The organism is Pantoea pleuroti (genome assembly GCF_014156615.1).
Taxonomy (GTDB): Bacteria; Pseudomonadota; Gammaproteobacteria; order Enterobacterales; family Enterobacteriaceae; genus Pantoea; species Pantoea agglomerans.
This window is the reverse complement of sequence record NZ_SBFD01000012.1, coordinates 18,290-34,954: the sequence shown is the minus strand read 5'-3', so window position 1 is coordinate 34,954 and position 16,665 is coordinate 18,290. Positions and strand designations below refer to the sequence as shown.

Sequence of the window (16,665 nt, the reverse complement as noted above, 5' to 3'; positions counted from 1 at the left end):
TGTCCAGAAACGTTTTATGAACCATCAAGAAATGGTCAAGCCAGAACAATTTATCTCGCTGGCAGCGTTATCCCGATCAACAGACCGCCGTCGGCGGGCAGCGTGGCGTGAAGCGACCCGCCATGCGCCTCGACGATCGCTTTGGCGATCGACAGTCCCAGACCGCTGCCGCCGGAGTGGCGGGCGCGTGAGGAGTCAGCCCGGGTAAAGCGGTCAAACAGCTGCGGCAGGAAGTCCGGTTCCACACCCTGACCGTAATCACGGAAGGTCATTGTGATCGCCTGATCGCTCTGGCTGGCGGTGATCAGCAATGCGCCACCGTCGGCAGCATAGCGCAGCGCATTTTCACAAATGATGGTCACCACCTGGCCCAGCCGGAAGGTATCGGCATACAGTCGCAGCTCCTCCGGTGCTATGACGCTGATATTCACACCCGCCTGTTCTGCCTGCGGCATCAGCCAGCCGGAGCGCTCGCGCAGTAATTCGCAGAGATTAAACCACTCGCGGTTCAGGGTAAGCTGCCCGGCATCCGCCAGCGACAAGAGATGCAGTTCGTCTGTCAGGCGACTGAGCTGCGTCAGTTGCTTCATGATCATCGCCAGCTGTTGCGGTTCGGCAGGAAAGACGCCATCCAGAATCCCCTGCAGGCGACCCATCGCCGCCGTCAGCGGCGAGCGAAGTTCATGCGCCATCGCCACATGCGAGGTGCGCAGCTCACGCTCGTAACGCGCCAGCTGCTGCGTCATCTGATTGAAGTCTTCAGTAAAACGTACCAGCTCCTGTGGGGCTTCTTTTACGATTACTGCCGATCGGCCAAATTCCCCTTTCGACACCGCTCGCGCTGCGGTAGCCAGCTGGCTGAACTGCGCCGACAGCGGACGGGCGAAACGCAGCGCCATCAGCACCATAAACGGAATCATGACTACGACCAGCACGATCACGGTAAGCCAGTCCGACGAGGCCAGCGACGGATCGGAGAAGTTGATGCCCCACCACTGGTCGATAATCTGATGAAAGCGTGCCGGATCGCTGGCAGGGTGTTGGCGCAACCGGGTGAACTCATCCAGCAGCGCGGGCGGCATCCGGTAATAGACCCAGTACGCCTGCACGGCAAAGCGCAGCCACATACAGATGGCGATGAGCACCACGCTGCCGATCGCCAGAAACAGCACCCGGATGCAGATCCAGCGCCACAGTGAGGTATGCGTATCGTTCTTCATGGCTGTCTGAACCGGTAACCGACGCTGCGCACTGCCGGTAAGACATCAGAGATGCCCGCGGCTTCCAGTTTGCGACGCAGGTTATAGACGTGGGTATCGACCACCCGCTCAAGCGCATCGCTTTCCGGCAGACAGTGCTCCAGCAGAAACAGGCGGGTAAACGGACGTGTCGGGGCACGCATCAGGGTGACCAGCAGGGAAAATTCGGTCGGTGTCAGATCGAGGCGGCGCGGTGAAGCACCGTCACTATCGACCACTGCGGTAAGTGCCACCGGGTCCACCACTAAACCCGCCCAGCGCAGGGTTTCTGCCGCGGGAACCTGACTCTGCTGGCTGCGGCGCAGTACTGCCTGAACGCGCGCCACCACTTCGCCCGGATGATAGGGTTTGACCACGTAGTCATCCGCGCCATAGCGCAGTGCGCCGATGCGGTCCGGCGCATCACCCATCGCGGTCACCATGATTACCGGCGTATCGTCACGACGTCGCAGCGCTGCCAGCACTTCAGTACCGTTCATGCCGGGCAGCATGATATCCAGCAGGATCAGATCGGGCTGCCAGCGTCTGGCGGCATCCAGCCCGCCTGGCCCGTCACCGGCAATCATGACCTCATAATTTTCACGTTTCAGGTAGGCCTCAAGTACGCCCGCCGCATCAGCATCATCTTCAATAATCAGTACACGTTTTGACTGCATTTTCGGATCACCTTGATTGTTTCTTCATAAATCCCTGGTCGTTCATTGACACTCGCCTCGCATACTCCGGCCATTGACGCGGCTCTGAACCCCTCAGCTCCGCACCTGATGTGATAATGAGGAAACGTGATGATAACCGGAAAAATAACGCTGCACATGGTCTGTTTTTCGCTGGCATTAAGTGCCGCTGCGGCCATGGCTGATGAGAGTACCACGCCACCGCCCAGCCTGACGCTGGGCATTGCAGGTATCAATGCACCACGCTACAGCGGCGCCGATAAGCAGCACTGGCAACTGATGCCGGTGATCCAGGCGCGCGATGGGGCCTTCTTTTTAGACTCGCAGAAAGGGATTGGCTACGACCTGCAGGCAGATAACGGGCTTTATCTTGAACATACGCTGGGCTACGGGCTGGGCCGATCTGACCGGAATTCATCCTGGCGTGACGGGGATGACCGGCTCAGGGGCATGGGGAATATCGACGCAACGATGAACACCGCGCTGGCGCTGGGATGGTCGGTAACGCCGTGGCTGGTGCTGGAGGGCAAAGCGACGCTGCCATTAAGTGATAGTCAGGGTGTGCAGTACCGGACTTCCGTAACCCTGATCCCCTGGCAGACCAGTGACGATACCGTGGCACTGCAGGTGGCAGGTCTGTTTGGCGACGGGCGTTATATGAATACCTGGTATGGCGTTAACAGCAAGCAAAGTGCGCGCAGCGGATTTGAACGGTACGACGCCGCGGGTGGATTTTATGGCACCGATACCAGCCTGACCTGGAGCCATCAGTTCACGCCTGCCTGGGCCGCCAGTGTGATAGGTGACTACAGCTGGCTGGATAAGCATGCTTCAGATAGCCCTATCGTTGCACGGCACAACGGCGCATCGGCCACCCTGGCATTGAGCTACACCTTCTGAATGGCACCATGAAGAAAAGTGAGATGCGCAGCCACCGCCTTTTGCTTGCGGCACTGATTCTGTTGTATGTAGTGGTCTATACACTGACAGGCGTGGCGCTTAGTCTGTTGGATGCGCCGGGACGGGGGTAGCGCACTGCTGCAGTTGTTCGTCGCTTTAAGGCGCAGAGTGACTGCGCCAGGCATGTTCATTTTCTGCTACAGATGTCAGGCACGCTGGTCTCGCTGGTAAAGATGAATAATCTCTTCAGAGAGTTCGCGAGCCAGCATCGAGGTCATCAGGTGATCCTGCGCATGAACCATAATTAATGTCATGGGTTGACGGCCTTCGCCTGCATCCTGTTCAATCAGCCGTGTTTGCATTTTATGCGCCTGTCGGGTGAAGGTATCCGCCTCGTGCAGCAGAACCCGGGCCTGTTCGATTTCACCCTGACGCGCCGCCCGTAACGCCTCAAAGCAAAGGCTGCGCGACTGCCCGGCATTAACAATAATTTCCATTACCGCCTCTTCCTGATCGATCATGCTAAATTCTCCGGATGGTTAAAACCGTTACGGGCAGCAGTTGCAGCAAACCATTCCCCGCTTTTTTTCACCGTGCGTTTCTGAGTGGTGATATCAAGCTCGACAAAACCGTAACGGTTTTTATAGCCGTTACACCATGACCAGTTATCAATAAAGGTCCACATATGGTAACCGAGGCACTGACTGCCCTCGTCGATCGCCCGGTGAACCCATTTAAGATGTTCAGCAACAAAGTCGATTCGATATTGATCGTCTATTTGCCCGGCCTGAACAAAACGTTGTTCATCTTCGACACCCATTCCATTTTCTGAAATAAAACAGCGTGGATTCCCATAATTCAGCCGCAGATTAGTGAGAATGTCATAGATGCCTGGTTCGTAAATTTCCCAGCCACGGTATGGATTCATTTTTCGGCCCGGCATCTCATAACTTTCAAAAAACCATTCAGGCATAAACGGAGCGGCAGGATTAATAGCGCTATCGCGGCATTTGACCCGCCGCGGCTGATAGTAATTGACCCCCAGCAGGTCAATGATGCCGTCAGCGATCAGCGCCTTGTCCTCAGCCTGCGTTAACGGTAACTGGTCGTACTGTCTGAGCAGCGCGACCAGATCCGCCGGAAATTCACCCCGTAAAACCGGGTCGAGAAAACTGCGATTAAACAGCAGGTCTGCATGATGAGCGGCCATGAGATCCGCAGGGTGCTGTGACCGTGGATAAGAAGGCGTGAGATTAAGCACAATGCCGATCTCTCCCGCTGAGCGGCTGGTCCTGAAAGCCCGGACCGCTGAGGCATGAGCCAGTACGGTGTGGTAAGCCACCGTAGCTGCCCGGCGGAAATCCACCACGTTAGGATAATGGAAGTCATACAGATACCCGCCTTCCACTGGCACAATCGGCTCGTTAAAAGTGAACCAGTGCAGCACTCGATCACCGAATAGCTCAAAGCAGAGGCTAGCGTAGCGAGTAAAAGCTGCAACGACCTGGCGATTTTCCCAGCCTCCCTGATCCTGCATCGACATCGGCATGTCAAAGTGAAACAGCGTAATAAATGGGGTAATGCCCTGTGCCAGGAGCTCATCAATCACCCGATTATAGAATGCCACTGCCTCTTGATTGACGTCGCCGGTGCCATCAGGGATCAACCGCGACCAACTGATGGATGTGCGGAAACTGTTGTGATTCAGTTGCTTCAGCAGAGCGATATCCTGATGCCAGTGCTGGTAAAAAGTGGACGTCTCACCTGGGCCAACCTGCTGATGAAAGCGGGATGGCTGCTGCGAATACCAGTAATCCCAAATGGTGGCGCTTTTGCCACCGTTCAGGCTATCGCCCTCGGTCTGCAAAGCGGAACTGGCGCTGCCCCACCAGAACGTATCAGGAAATATATAGTGCATAATGCCTCTCTTCAGAAGAATCAGGGGGTACCGGCGGTTTTTGCCAGCGGAGCAGGTGACTGCGACTTTTCCGGCTCATTTTTCATCAGCGATCGCTCGTAGGCTCGCAGGAACGGCAGGTAACACAGCGCTGAAAACGCCATGCAGACCAGGCACATGACTACAGGACTGATCGCCCAGTTAGCTGCCCACGAGGCGCCAATCGGCGCTGGCGTCGTCCATGGCGTGAGAGAAACCACCTGAGCCAGCCAGCCCAGCCGGGTTGCGGTATAAGCCAGTACTGCGTTAAGCATCGGCACGCAGACAAAGGGGATAAACATCAGAGGATTCATGATGATCGGCGCGCCAAACAGGATCGGCTCGTTGATATTAAAAAAACTTGGCACAATGCCCATCCTGCCGATGGTTCGCAGATGGGTAGCGCGGCTGCGCAGTAACAGGAAAGCGAGAGGCAAAGTAGAGCCGACACCCCCAATCAGCAGATAGTGATCCCAGAAGCCCTGGAGATAGATATGCGGCAACACCGTGCCTGCCGCCAGGGCAGCCTGATTAGCAGAGAGATTAGCCATCCAGAACGGATTCATAATGCCGGTCACAATCAGTGCTCCGTGAATGCCGGCGAACCAGAAGATCTGACATAGCAGCACCGACAGCAGAATGGCAGGTAAAGAGTCAGACGCGGAGACCAGCGGTGCCAGCAGATGCATGATGGCCTGTGGAATGATCATTCCGGTCCGGGCTTCAATAAAAAGGTTCAGCGGGTGAAGAGTGCCGATAATCACTATCACCGGAATCAGGATCTCGAACGATCGTGCGACACCGGTCGGTACCTCTTTTGGCAGACGGATAGTGATGTTGTTGTGCTTCAGCCAGGCGTAAACGCGGGTAGCGTAAATGGCAGTAATCAACGCGGTGAAAATCCCCTGACCGGAAAGATATTCGGTTGAAATAGTGTGATTTGAGTAGGGTGCTGCCACCAGTAAAAAGGCCATAAAGGCCAGCAGACCAGACATCACCGGATCCAGTGCGAATTGTCGTCCCAGACTCGCCCCGATACCCACTGATATAAAGAAAGTCATGACTCCCATGCTGAGATTAAACGGCAACATCAGCTGGTCACGGTAGGTGGCGGAAAAATCGAGCCAGGCACGGGCCAGGCTGTTGGTGCTGGTGGCGGAAAAGGGAGGAAAGATAAATACCAGCATAAACGAGCCAATAATCATAAACGGCAGGGCCGCAGTAAAGCCGTCACGGATGGCTATCACATATTTCTGCTGACCCAGCCGACCAGCAAGTGGCGTAATTGATTGCTCGATCACCGTAATCATCGATTGATAGAGGGAACTCATAAGGCCGCCTTGTCATGTGCTGCTGCGATCAGTGACAGGGCAAAATGCAGCACCTTGTCCCCCCGCTGCATGCCGTAATCCATCATATCGATCGGTTGTATCGGAATATTTTGGCCAGCTGTTTTTTCCGTCAGGCTTTGCAGCATGTACTTCACCTGTGGCCCAAGCAGAACCACCTGATAGTGGGTAAATTGCTCATCAAACTCCGCCACGCCAAATGCCTTGATCTCAACGGATAACCCTTGCTGAGCGGCCGCTTCCTCCATTTTTCGCACCAGCATGCTGGTAGACATACCTGCTGAACAACACAACATGATTTTGTACATGGTCACTGTTCCTCACCCTTTACACTCAAGTGAGGCTGATTGGATAACATATGGAAACCGGTTTCCATTGCGATCAATAAGAAGTGTGATGACTGTCAGAAACCCTTATCTACAGGTTTTTTTAATTAGATAACGATCACAAAAATGACTGAAAAGCCAGGGTAATACCTGTATATGGGAAAACGGTTTCCACAGCATAGTGAAAAAGTTATACTTTGAGCTGCGAATTAATGTACAGCAGGACAGGGTTGGCTTTTTTTGGCTTAGCGCCATTTTCAGGGGAGAACGATGTCTACTATCAACGATGTATCGCGGCTGGCTGGGGTCTCCAAAGCCACAGTTTCCCGGGTGTTGAGCGGCTCACGTGGCGTGAAGGAAGCCAGTCGTCTGGCGGTACTCAAAGCCGCTGAAGAGCTGAATTACCGGCCTAATGTTATAGCCCAGTCATTATTCAGTCAGACAACCCACTGTATTGGCGTAATCTGTGCGCAGGAAAATGTTAACCAGATTACCGCCTGGCTTTTCGCGCTGGAAAAACAACTGCGCCAGCATCAAAAACATCTGTTGTTACGCTTTGCGCGCAGTAAAAGTGAAATCCTCACCGCACTCGATGAGCTGAGTTGTGGCCTGTGCGATGATGTGCTGATCATTGGTGCGCACTTACCGCTTAACATTGATGATGAACATGTCATTCTGGTCGACTGTGCTGAAGCAGAAGGGCCAAACAGTATTCAGTTCGATCACGCCTTTGCCGCTGAGACAGCCTGCAATTTCCTGATTAACCAGGGCCGGCGTCAAATTGCATTAATCCAGCCAGAGAATGGCAGTACGGCCGGGCAGGTGTTAGATGGCTATAAACTGGCGCTGGAAAATAATGTTTTACCCTTTAACCGCAATCTGGTCATCACTGATGCGGTCTCATCATCGGTGGCTATTCAGATGCTGTTGAATAACGCCAGTAGTCGTATTTTTAATGCATTACTGGTGGCTAATGAGCAGGAAGCACAGCGCGTAATGACGCAGTTACAGGCGTTCAATAAAGCGGTGCCTGACGACGTAATGGTCTTTAGCCTGGCGGGTTCAGTTAATTTACCAGGTTTACCTGCTATACCGGCGATTGAATATTCCCTTGATGCGCTTGCATCCCGTATCGTCAGTTGGTTAACCGCCACTACCCAGCAGATGCTGGGTAGCTCGGTATTACGGGGTGATTTGATTATTCCCGACTGGCGGCAGCGCTAATTAAGCCAGTGGTTAAGCGATATTGCTCTGCTGGCGCTGCAGGAAGTTCCAGGTTGCGCCCAGTATGCCGGAGTCGTTGCCGTAGGTCGCGGTATCAATGCGGATATCAAGATCATATTTTGCCAGCTGCTCTGCCAGTTCGTCGAGGAACGGCTCCCGCTCGGTAATTCCCCCACCGATAAATATCATCTGCGGATCGAACACGCTGAACAGGTTATATAAGCAGGCTGCAAGATCCTGGTAGAATTTATTCACCACCCGCTGCGCGGCATCTTCTTTGCGATCGTATGCGTCAAAGACATCTTTACCGGTAACGTCGTCGGAAGACTTTTCGATGAGCTGGCTGTAATTCTCCCGAAGCGCCGTCATGGTACAACTCTGGCTCATGGTATGGCGTTCAATATTGCTGCTGTCAGGGCGCGAAGTCAGCAGGCAGCCAAATTCGCCCGCGCGATTACGACCGCCCCGAATCAGCGCGCCGTTGCAGAAGGCCGCTCCGCCTAATCCCGTGCCGATGGTTAACATCAGAAAATCACTGAGCTTTTTTGCTTTACCCAGCCACTGTTCAGCCAGTAAGGCGCAGTGTGCATCATTTTCGACCGTGGCAGGCAGTGAGGTTTTTTCCGTAAGCCACTGGCTCAGATGAAACTGGTCGAAGTCCCGAATGGTACCGCCCATGGCGATATATCCGGCTTCTGCATCAATATAACCGGGCGTGCTGACGGCGATGCCAGCACAGCCGGGATTTTTCTCCAGCCATGCCAGGATTTCATCAAGTATTTTGTCGCGTGAATTATGGGAAATATCAGCACTGTCACTGGTCAGAATATTTCCCTGCTCATCAATCACGCCCATTTTTAAAGAGGTACCACCAATATCGAAAGCTGCAATCTTCATTAACGTTCTCTGAGGTTGTTTTCATCCGATTAATTGTAGTGCTGAAAGAAAAAGGGCAGGGGGTCTGTCGGAGGCAATTTTGTCAGGAAAGGTACAGATTTATATGACGGGTGTGGCAGAGAGGGCGTTTTGATAACCCCGACACACAGGGAAGAACTGAGTAAGTTCTTTCAGGATGGCTGATGTATCACCCGCGCTGAGAGGGTGCCTGGCAGCGCGGGCTTAATAGTTGCTATGCCGTCATGACCACTTACGCAACAGGAGACTGGCGTTGACGCCGCCAAAACCAAAACCGTTCGACATGGCATAAGTCAGCGCGGCGGGACGTGCATTGAGCGCCACCAGGTCCAGATTACCTGCGGCTTCATCGGGATGATGGAGGTTCAGCGTCGGCGGAATAAGCTGCTGTTGCAGCGCCATCAGGGTGAATATCGCCTCAACGCCGCCTGCTGCACCCAGCAGATGGCCGGTGGCGGATTTCGTTGAAGCGATCGCGACCTGCGAATCATCGCCAAACACTGCGCGAATAGCCGCCAGCTCACCGTGATCGCCAACCTGAGTTGAGGTAGCGTGTGCGTTGATATGCTGGACGTCGTCCGGGCTGATGCCCGCCTGGCGCAGGGCGGTCCTCATCGCCCGCGCAGCCCCGCTGCCATCCTCCGGACCCGCGGTTAAGTGGTATGCATCGGCGCTGGTGCCATAGCCGACTATCTCCGCCAGCGGCGTCGCGCCGCGTGCTTCGGCATGGGCCAGCGACTCAATCACCAGCAGGCCGGCACCTTCGGCCATCACAAAGCCGTTTCTGTCGCGATCAAACGGACGTGAGGCATGGTGCGGCTGATCTTCATAGCCCACACATAGCGCACGTGCAGCCGCGAAACAGCCCAGCGTGACGCGATCCAGCGCCGCTTCTGTGCCGCCACAAATAGCAATGTCCGCTTCACCGCTTCTTATTAACCTTGCGGCGTCACCAATCGCCTGAACCCCCGCTGCACAGGCAGTAACGGGCGCGCCCAGCGGACCGGTGAAGCCGTGTTTGATCGAGACATGACCCGCAGCCATGTTGGCCAGAAACGAAGGTGCTGTAAAGGGTGAGAGCCTGCGCGGGCCGCGTGCATCGGTAGTGCGCACCGCGTCGGCAATGGCACCAAAGCCGCCGACACCTGAAGCAATAATCGTCGCGGTGCGTTCACGCGCTGCCTCATCTTCAGGACGCCAGCCCGCCTGATTCAGCGCTTCTTCTGCTGCCAGCAGCGCGAATTCTATAAAGCGCGACATCTTTTTACGCTCTTTCGGCGCAATGAACGCCTCCGGATCGTAACCTGCCAGCGGATCTTCATCGATGCCGGGCACGCGGCCACCCACTGAAATACCGGTGCCAGTAGTAAGCGTGTCGGGCAGGGTACGTATACCTGATTCCCCTGCCGTTAATCGCCGCCAGACGGTTTCAACGCCACAACCGAGTGGCGAGACGATGCCCGCGCCGGTAATGACAATGCGTTGTGATGAGGCTAAGTGACTCATAATTTTGCTCCCTTAGACAGTCCGGACAGTGAGTGAAATGCTGCTGCGGAGAATAGATACACGCCTTGAGGGCGAAAGGTGAGGCCCTGCGAAGGGTGGTGCGATAGATGAACGCAGGGATGGAATACAGCAGACAGAGTTAAGCTTAGCAGCATCAGAATCCTGAGCGATAACCAGACAGAGTGCTATCGTTGATCTTGTGACTAAATAAGTCAATAGTCACATCATGCGTAATGCTCAGGGCGCAAGGCTACGTAACACCAGCGCTGCCAGTTGTGCAGAGGCTTCTTCAGCATCATCAAGGCTGTACTGCAGCAGTACCGGACTGGCGTAGGGTTTGATCACCCGATAGATTGCCTCCGCCGCTTCGTCTGCCGGGGTTTTACGTTCAAACTCACCGGATTCACGACCGCATCGCAGGATCTGCTGGATCAGATTCAGTAGTCGCACTTCGTGTGCCATTGCTGACGGCCAGCGGTCACGCGACGCGACGGCAGCAATGTCATACAGTTTACGTTCGTGAAAAAAGAGTTCAGTGCCGGTGACGGAAAGCGTGCGAAACAGTCGCCGCAGTTGCTCCGATGCTCCAGACGCATCGGCGATTGCGGCTTCGACGCGCTGCATAATCATCGCCAATCGCGTGGAGCAGATCACTTCGCCAATCGCCTGTTTCGATTCAAAAAATTTGTAGATATAGGCTTTGGAAAAGCCGATAGCACGGGCGAGATCGGAGACGGTGGTTTTTTCGTAACCATAATGCGCGAAGTGCTGCATGGCAGCATCGACAATCTGGTCACGCACATTGTGCCCGGCCGGGCCGCGTGTGCCATTTTCCATTACGGATTGAGTCATTGTCAGAACCTGGCAGATCAAAGGTGGGTGAAAAAATTCAGTGACCACTGTTAAGGGTGGTCACATTTTAGGCCCTGATGCGATTAAAATCCATGGTTCGCAACGAATTAAGAGAGTTGACGCCACTTAACCCGCACAGATGGCAAGCTGGCGAGGTCGAGACTGATATTGTCTTTGCTGGTTAGCATTAAGGTGATTGTAAAGTCTGCAATTTTCCGGGGAGTTTGTCTTTAAGACCGGTTATAAAGCCTGAAACAGGATAAAAGAGTCTACGTTCTCTTGCGTGCCGAATTTGAATGTCAACTTAACATCACTTGAGTGAGTTGACAGATTCATGGCTCTTTAGTGCTTCTTTAAATAAGCTGAATTATACTGTCGGAAATGGGCGCAAATTCAGTGATTTCTTAATGATTTACATTATCGATGATCAGGTTACCTACAATTCAGATGACTGTACGCTGAGTCATATTCCTACCCAGGAAACGCTGAGTCTGAGTATTTCATCGGGTCGGCTGTTTGAGCAGTTGCTGAATTCCCAGGGAGAAATACTGGCACGTGAAACCCTGCTGACCGAAGTCTGGGATAAATATGGCCTGCGCGGATCAAACAGTAATCTGAATCAGTATCTGAGTATTCTGCGCAGAGCGCTCGCGGCTTATGGTTGTGAAAATCTGATTATCACCATTCCGAAAATCGGCATCCGACTCAATACTGACATCAAAATTGAACGTGAATCTTCCCCGGCTTTTGTTGTGACAGAGGTTCAGAGTGATGAAGAGCCTGCGGAGAGTCCTGTTTCCAGCCAGGATAGCCCGGCGATACGCCCCGATCCTGTTATGGCGGATAAGGTTGTCAAAAAATCTGGCCTCAGCGTCAGGCAGGGCATATTTGTCCTCATGCTAATGTTGCTGGGAAGCGCTTTCTGGTACTTCATTATAAGTGAGCCTGCTGAAAAGAATTCCTCTATGAGTACTATCAAGCTGCAAGGCGGCTGTGAGGCGGTGATTGTTCAGGGACTGGATGTGTTTGAGCAAAAGTCACTGGATAAGCAAATTCTTGAAATTCTCAAAGAGAATAATCAATCCTGTGTGCCGGGACGACGCATCTATTTCGATAAAAATACTCCATTCACAACAACGGATTATGGCAGGACTATTCTCTCCGCATGTAACCTTAACAGCAGTGGCCATATCGTTTCCTGCGACAGCTTCTATTATCTTGACTGGAGAACGTTTTGAAACGCAACGCCACATTAATGCTGACGCTAACACTCGCTGCGCTGCTGCTGGTGCTTTTTGCCGGAATTAATTATTTTAAGCCCCGGCCTGACGATTTTCCTTTCCGCTGCTCAGCGTTCAGCCGCTATGATCTTAGCCGAAATGATGATGAAAAGATTAAGTTTGCTGTTTCCCAGGATCTTCGCTTTATTGATTCTAAACTGGGCTATCTCTTGCTGAACGGGCAGGTAACTTTTGGTGATAAAGAAACAACGCTTAATCGACGCATTGCGCTGAGCGCAGGGAATAAAATTGATAGGGACACTTATCGCTATAAAATAAGAACGGTCATTACCGCAACAAACGATACGACGCCAGATGCCGTGTTTGATCTGCTGCTGGCGGAGATCACGCTCGATCCTGGCTATCTGCAGCTGGATACGACTCAGGTCGATAAAAAGACCTATCTGATCGGTGGGCCGCTCGCCTATCTCTTTACCTGCCAGCGTTATTAAATGAAGAGACTTTCAGCTGAAATATAAACCGGAAGAGCAAATGCTCTTCCGGTTTGCTTTTAAATGCGCATTGCAGACAGCGTGTCTGTTACGCAGTACGGAAGCTTTCCAGGGTATCTGAGAAAATCTGAAGATCTGCAGCGCTAATGGGACTCGCCTTCGACAGAGAGAAAATCAATAGGTCGTCCATGTTAAGTGTGAATACCGCTTGTTTCTGGTAAAGACGAAGATTATCTGGCCGAAGGAAATCATAGGTAATCATGATGCCTGTAGTGAGATTATTACCCAGCACCACTGGCTGATGGACTTCCTGTTGCCAGTCTTTCATCTGCTTTTGCAGAATAGCGAGCTGGCTAAGAATATACTCTTCCGGATTATTATGGTCGCCTAACTTATCGCGAGAGATGGTGATTGGCGGCAGAGTAGATCGCGTGCCTGCCAGCGTATTCAGCGTTCGCTCGCAGTAACCTTGCGGCAAAGTAATCATGCCTTCAGTGAAGCGGCAAATAGTCTTATCCATGGGTAATCTCCGTGTCATTGTGGGTTGCTGCCTGGCCAAATAACTGCTCTGCCGTGACTTCGCTGAGTGTGCCGTTATTTAACAGGACGATTTTATCGGCGCTTCGGATAGTTTCCGGACGATGTGCAATGATGATTCGGGTGATCTTCATCTGCTTAATGGCGTTGTTGATCTGCGCTTCGTTGTAGATATCAAGATGACTGGTGGCCTCATCCAGAACCAGAATTTGAGGTTCACGATACAGTGCGCGTGCCAGCAGAATACGTTGCAACTGACCACCCGATAAAAACGATCCCATATCGCCTACCAGGCTTTGATAATTCATCGGCATTTTCATGATATCGCCATGAATCTGAGCCAGGCGGGCCACGCGGGTAATTTTTGCGTGGTCGGGTTCGTTATCAAAGAAGCAGATGTTCTCGCTGATTGAGCCTGAAAAGAGAATATCATCCTGCATAACGCAGCCGATCCGATTACGATGGTGTTCAAGCCCGGTCTGGGTGATATCCATACCGCCCACAGTGATCGTGCCACCTTCCGGGTGCAACAGGCCAAGAATGATTTTGGCCATCGTGGTTTTTCCCTGGCCGGATGGCCCTACAATTGCGAGGCTCTCACCCGCTTTGATCTCCAGATTCGCACCATCAACCACCCAGGGTTCCGTCGGCGCATAGCGAAAACGAATATCGATCAGTTTGATATCCTGCGGGGCTTCTGTCTCCTGGTCAGTTGCTTTACTCACCAGGCCTGGATTGGCCTCAGAGCTGGCTTCTGTTTCTGATAGCACAATATCGGCCAGACGTTCGCCATGCATTCGCAGCATACGGAAATCGATAATAGCGTTGATCAAGCCGGCACCCCGACTCATAAATTGATCGGAAAAGCTGATAAAGGCGGTCAGCATACCGGCAGAGAAGTTGCCATCCAGTACCTGCAGCGCAGCCAGCCAGACCAGAACCACCCGGCCCACTGAGGTTAGTAATCCCTGAGCCGAACCAAACAGGATATTGAGCTTCTGTATCACAATACCTTTATTGGTGGTGTCTACCAGAAAGTTCATGTAAGCCGAGAGTCGCGGCACCTGTTTATTATTCGTTTTGACCGCCTGGATCCCGCGCAGCGTCTCAAGCAGAGAAGACTGGGTGCGTGCCGAGCTGATGATTTGTTCCTCATTGGCGCGGCGAACCGGATCGTAGGCCATGAAGCGCAATAGTGCATAGGCGAGAAAAAGACCAATGACCAGCCATGCCAGTTGCGCGTTGTAGATGAAAAGCATCACTACTGTGACGATTGACATAACTCCATCCAGCACGGTGCTGATGAAGCGGGAAGTCAGCGTGCTCTGAATAGTATTAAGCGAACCGTAACGAGAGAGAATGTCACCGACATGGCGTGATTCGAACCATTCCAGCGGCAGTTTTAACATGTGATGGCAGACGTTTATGGTCCACTGCACACTAAGCTGGCTGGAGAACCAGCTCATTACCCATGAGCGCAGGGCTGTGACAATTGTCTGAAACAGCGCGATCATGATAAAGCCCACACCGAGCAACGACAGCAAAGAATAGTCAGCAGAAACCAGCACCATATCCATAACCCACTGCATAAAGAAGGGGCCGAGGACGCCGAAAAATTCCAGAGCGATTGAGAGGATGAGCACCTGAGCAAAGGCAGACTTAACCCCGGTCACGCTGCCCACCAGCTTCATCATAGAGATGCTTTCTTTCTCTTCTTTCACTTCAAAGGTAGAAGAGGGAACCAGTTCCAGTGCGACACCGGTGAAGGCACTCGACGCTTCTTTAAATGTAAGTTCGCGAATGCCACGCGCGGGATCGTGAACGGTGATCCTATTGCCGCGGACTTTCTTCAATACCACAAAATGGTTCAGTTCCCAGTGCAGAATGCAGGGCATGCGCAGTTTAGACAGCTCTTCCATTTCCACACGCAGTGCGCGGGAAGTCATGTTGAGTTGTTGTGCCATCGCGATGACATCAGCCAGTGTGGCGCCTTTGAGTGATGTGGCGAACTGGCGACGCAACGTGATCATGTCGATCTCGTGGCCGTGATAGTTAGCTACCATGCCAAGACAAGCCAGCCCGCACTCCGCTGCCTGCGACTGTCGAATCATTGGTAAGCGGTTAAACCATTTAAAATTGAGTTTCTCTAATAACAACACAGAACAGACCTTCTAAATCAGAGAGAAATTTTGTGTCCCAGCGCGAAAATCGGCTCCAGTACCCATTCATAGAGACGACGTTTGTCGACAATAAAGTCGGCATCCAGCGCCATACCTGGCTTCAGTTTTTCATTCTGCGAATAAGCAGTAATGGTTTGTTTATCCAGAGAGACCAGTACCCGGTACTGCTGTTCCTGAACATTGTTTTTACCGGTTAAGGTGGTGACTTCCTGAGGAGAGAGGGCGGTTCGCGAGACCTCGATCACCTTGCCATATTGCTGACCAAATTTTTGGTAAGGGAAGGCTTTGTAGCGCAGCACGACACGCTGACCCGGCTGGATAAAGCCGATGGATTGCGTGTTCACCATGATGCGGGCAACAAGATCGGTATTGTTGGGCAAAATCGCGATTGCCGACTGGCCGGCATTCAGCATCTGACCATTTTTAACCATGATCATGCCTACATAGCCGCTTTTTGGTGCGCGAAGCTCAATGGATCGGCGTGCTTCGTTCTCTGCCATTGACTGACGGTTATCTGCCAGTTGACGTTCGATATCGTTGCGTTTTTTCTCATCATCCAGTGGCTTTTCATGCAGTTGCTGCTCTGCCTGAACAATTTTTTGCGACGTATCCAGCAGTTGACGCTGGTACTCCTGATAGCGTGCCTGGCTGTCGAGCAGATTGGATTCCTGCTCTTCCAGTTGACGGCTTGAGGCGTACCCCTCCTGGTGCATAGCGTTGAGTTTATCCAGTTGCAGTTTCGCTAACGCCACCTGTTTGCGACGGTGTGTCAGCTGTAGTCTCAGCTGTTCCTGCTGGAGTTTCAGACTGGCGATGGTGTCGGATAATCCTTTCATTTCGACATCATGCAATTTGGCCAGCGTCTGCAGATCCTGCTGAAGTCGTTCACGCTGACCCACCAGATTTTCGGCGATGACCTGACGCGTCTGTCCCATTTGTGTTGAGACTTCCGATGACAACACCATGAGAACGTCATCTTTTTTGACCAGCTGTCCCTCTTTAACCGGGATATCCACGACTGTTGCGCTCACCGGAGGAGGGACAATCAACATGCCCTTTTCAGGCAGCAGTTCGCCGGTAGAGGATTCATATTTCGTATAGCTGCCAAAAATGAAAAAGAGGGCTGTGACGGCAGTAATAAAAATCACCACAGAAATAACAAGCCAGCGATAGGGCGGACAATAAAGTGCCACGATGCCCAGGTTACCCCGGTTAGCGGCATCAAGCGCCTCCTGGCGAAAAAGTGACTGTTCCATTTATAGATTCATCATGATT

General features: G+C 52.6%; 16 protein-coding genes. 4 read left to right on the top strand and 12 right to left on the bottom strand.

Annotated elements, in window-relative coordinates:
* Positions 1-50: 50 nt before the first annotated feature.
* Complete coding sequence (locus EPG66_RS20375) at positions 51-1,220, bottom strand: sensor histidine kinase (protein ID WP_031594551.1); 1,170 nt, start codon at positions 1,218-1,220, stop codon at positions 51-53.
* Entirely contained in the window at positions 1,217-1,915 is a 699-nt protein-coding gene (locus EPG66_RS20370) for a response regulator (protein ID WP_083070645.1), read from the bottom strand. The genes EPG66_RS20375 and EPG66_RS20370 overlap by 4 nt, the downstream gene beginning before the upstream one ends.
* A 129-nt stretch (positions 1,916-2,044) precedes the next feature.
* On the opposite strand from EPG66_RS20370, the gene EPG66_RS20365 reads away from it, so the two are divergent.
* Positions 2,045-2,833 carry a MipA/OmpV family protein gene (locus EPG66_RS20365; RefSeq protein ID WP_031594549.1) on the top strand — a complete coding sequence of 263 codons (789 nt, stop codon included), beginning with the start codon at positions 2,045-2,047 and terminating at the stop codon, positions 2,831-2,833.
* Between the two features lie 206 nt (positions 2,834-3,039).
* Here the strand turns inward: EPG66_RS20365 and EPG66_RS20360 are convergent, their stop codons facing one another.
* Genes EPG66_RS20360 through EPG66_RS20345 form a run of 4 tightly spaced genes read right to left on the bottom strand, consistent with a single transcriptional unit; the run spans position 3,040 to position 6,426 of the window.
* Positions 3,040-3,354, bottom strand: a complete 315-nt coding sequence (locus EPG66_RS20360) for a PTS lactose/cellobiose transporter subunit IIA (protein WP_039387287.1) — start codon at positions 3,352-3,354, stop codon at positions 3,040-3,042.
* Complete coding sequence (locus EPG66_RS20355) at positions 3,351-4,751, bottom strand: glycoside hydrolase family 1 protein (RefSeq protein WP_069027172.1); 1,401 nt, start codon at positions 4,749-4,751, stop codon at positions 3,351-3,353. The genes EPG66_RS20360 and EPG66_RS20355 overlap by 4 nt, the downstream gene beginning before the upstream one ends.
* A 20-nt stretch (positions 4,752-4,771) precedes the next feature.
* The gene (locus EPG66_RS20350) at positions 4,772-6,100 is read right to left on the bottom strand and encodes a PTS sugar transporter subunit IIC (RefSeq protein WP_031594545.1); all 1,329 of its coding nucleotides are present in this window, start codon (positions 6,098-6,100) and stop codon (positions 4,772-4,774) included.
* Entirely contained in the window at positions 6,097-6,426 is a 330-nt protein-coding gene (locus tag EPG66_RS20345; RefSeq protein ID WP_182687943.1) for a PTS sugar transporter subunit IIB, read from the bottom strand. Before EPG66_RS20345 ends, EPG66_RS20350 begins: the two co-directional genes overlap by 4 nt.
* A gap of 288 nt (positions 6,427-6,714) precedes the next feature.
* On the opposite strand from EPG66_RS20345, the gene EPG66_RS20340 reads away from it, so the two are divergent.
* Complete coding sequence (locus EPG66_RS20340) at positions 6,715-7,668, top strand: LacI family DNA-binding transcriptional regulator (protein WP_069027173.1); 954 nt, start codon at positions 6,715-6,717, stop codon at positions 7,666-7,668.
* A 12-nt stretch (positions 7,669-7,680) separates the two neighbouring features.
* Here EPG66_RS20340 and EPG66_RS20335 read toward each other — a convergent pair whose 3' ends face one another.
* The 3 genes from EPG66_RS20335 to EPG66_RS20325 form a co-directional block, all read right to left on the bottom strand.
* On the bottom strand, positions 7,681-8,565 hold the full coding sequence (locus EPG66_RS20335; RefSeq protein WP_182687941.1) for an ROK family protein: 885 nt from the start codon (positions 8,563-8,565) through the stop codon (positions 7,681-7,683).
* 240 nt (positions 8,566-8,805) lie between these two features.
* On the bottom strand, positions 8,806-10,089 hold the full coding sequence (gene fabF, locus EPG66_RS20330; RefSeq protein WP_182687939.1) for a beta-ketoacyl-ACP synthase II: 1,284 nt from the start codon (positions 10,087-10,089) through the stop codon (positions 8,806-8,808).
* A 237-nt stretch (positions 10,090-10,326) separates the two neighbouring features.
* A complete protein-coding gene (locus tag EPG66_RS20325; RefSeq protein WP_069027176.1) occupies positions 10,327-10,941 on the bottom strand; it encodes a TetR/AcrR family transcriptional regulator in 615 nt (204 codons plus the stop codon).
* Between the two features lie 407 nt (positions 10,942-11,348).
* Between EPG66_RS20325 and EPG66_RS20320 the strand changes: the two genes are divergently transcribed.
* Together EPG66_RS20320 and EPG66_RS20315 are read left to right on the top strand one after the other, a co-directional pair.
* Positions 11,349-12,179 (top strand): winged helix-turn-helix domain-containing protein, encoded by an 831-nt coding sequence (locus EPG66_RS20320; protein WP_069027177.1) that lies wholly within the window; start codon positions 11,349-11,351, stop codon positions 12,177-12,179.
* Positions 12,176-12,673: a FidL-like protein gene (locus EPG66_RS20315; RefSeq protein ID WP_064703077.1), complete on the top strand. Its 498-nt coding sequence runs from the start codon at positions 12,176-12,178 to the stop codon at positions 12,671-12,673. The genes EPG66_RS20320 and EPG66_RS20315 overlap by 4 nt, the downstream gene beginning before the upstream one ends.
* An 88-nt stretch (positions 12,674-12,761) precedes the next feature.
* Here EPG66_RS20315 and EPG66_RS20310 read toward each other — a convergent pair whose 3' ends face one another.
* Genes EPG66_RS20310 through EPG66_RS20300 form a run of 3 tightly spaced genes read right to left on the bottom strand, consistent with a single transcriptional unit; the run spans position 12,762 to position 16,646 of the window.
* On the bottom strand, positions 12,762-13,193 hold the full coding sequence (locus EPG66_RS20310; RefSeq protein ID WP_064703076.1) for a DcrB-related protein: 432 nt from the start codon (positions 13,191-13,193) through the stop codon (positions 12,762-12,764).
* On the bottom strand, positions 13,186-15,369 hold the full coding sequence (locus tag EPG66_RS20305) for an ABC transporter transmembrane domain-containing protein (protein WP_182687937.1): 2,184 nt from the start codon (positions 15,367-15,369) through the stop codon (positions 13,186-13,188). Before EPG66_RS20305 ends, EPG66_RS20310 begins: the two co-directional genes overlap by 8 nt.
* A 17-nt stretch (positions 15,370-15,386) precedes the next feature.
* Positions 15,387-16,646, bottom strand: coding sequence for an HlyD family secretion protein (locus tag EPG66_RS20300; RefSeq protein ID WP_064703074.1), 1,260 nt, complete (start codon positions 16,644-16,646; stop codon positions 15,387-15,389).
* Positions 16,647-16,665 lie beyond the last annotated feature (19 nt).

Coding starts and splice junctions, on each gene's coding strand:
- EPG66_RS20370 (WP_083070645.1), bottom strand. CDS start 1,915: ATGCAGTCAAAACGTGTACTGATTATTGAAGATGATGCTGATGCGGCG.
- EPG66_RS20360 (WP_039387287.1), bottom strand. CDS start 3,354: ATGATCGATCAGGAAGAGGCGGTAATGGAAATTATTGTTAATGCCGGG.
- EPG66_RS20355 (WP_069027172.1), bottom strand. CDS start 4,751: ATGCACTATATATTTCCTGATACGTTCTGGTGGGGCAGCGCCAGTTCC.
- EPG66_RS20335 (WP_182687941.1), bottom strand. CDS start 8,565: ATGAAGATTGCAGCTTTCGATATTGGTGGTACCTCTTTAAAAATGGGC.
- EPG66_RS20365 (WP_031594549.1), top strand. CDS start 2,045: ATGATAACCGGAAAAATAACGCTGCACATGGTCTGTTTTTCGCTGGCA.
- EPG66_RS20345 (WP_182687943.1), bottom strand. CDS start 6,426: ATGTACAAAATCATGTTGTGTTGTTCAGCAGGTATGTCTACCAGCATG.
- fabF (WP_182687939.1), bottom strand. CDS start 10,089: ATGAGTCACTTAGCCTCATCACAACGCATTGTCATTACCGGCGCGGGC.
- EPG66_RS20320 (WP_069027177.1), top strand. CDS start 11,349: ATGATTTACATTATCGATGATCAGGTTACCTACAATTCAGATGACTGT.
- EPG66_RS20310 (WP_064703076.1), bottom strand. CDS start 13,193: ATGGATAAGACTATTTGCCGCTTCACTGAAGGCATGATTACTTTGCCG.
- EPG66_RS20350 (WP_031594545.1), bottom strand. CDS start 6,100: ATGAGTTCCCTCTATCAATCGATGATTACGGTGATCGAGCAATCAATT.
- EPG66_RS20340 (WP_069027173.1), top strand. CDS start 6,715: ATGTCTACTATCAACGATGTATCGCGGCTGGCTGGGGTCTCCAAAGCC.
- EPG66_RS20375 (WP_031594551.1), bottom strand. CDS start 1,220: ATGAAGAACGATACGCATACCTCACTGTGGCGCTGGATCTGCATCCGG.
- EPG66_RS20300 (WP_064703074.1), bottom strand. CDS start 16,646: ATGGAACAGTCACTTTTTCGCCAGGAGGCGCTTGATGCCGCTAACCGG.
- EPG66_RS20325 (WP_069027176.1), bottom strand. CDS start 10,941: ATGACTCAATCCGTAATGGAAAATGGCACACGCGGCCCGGCCGGGCAC.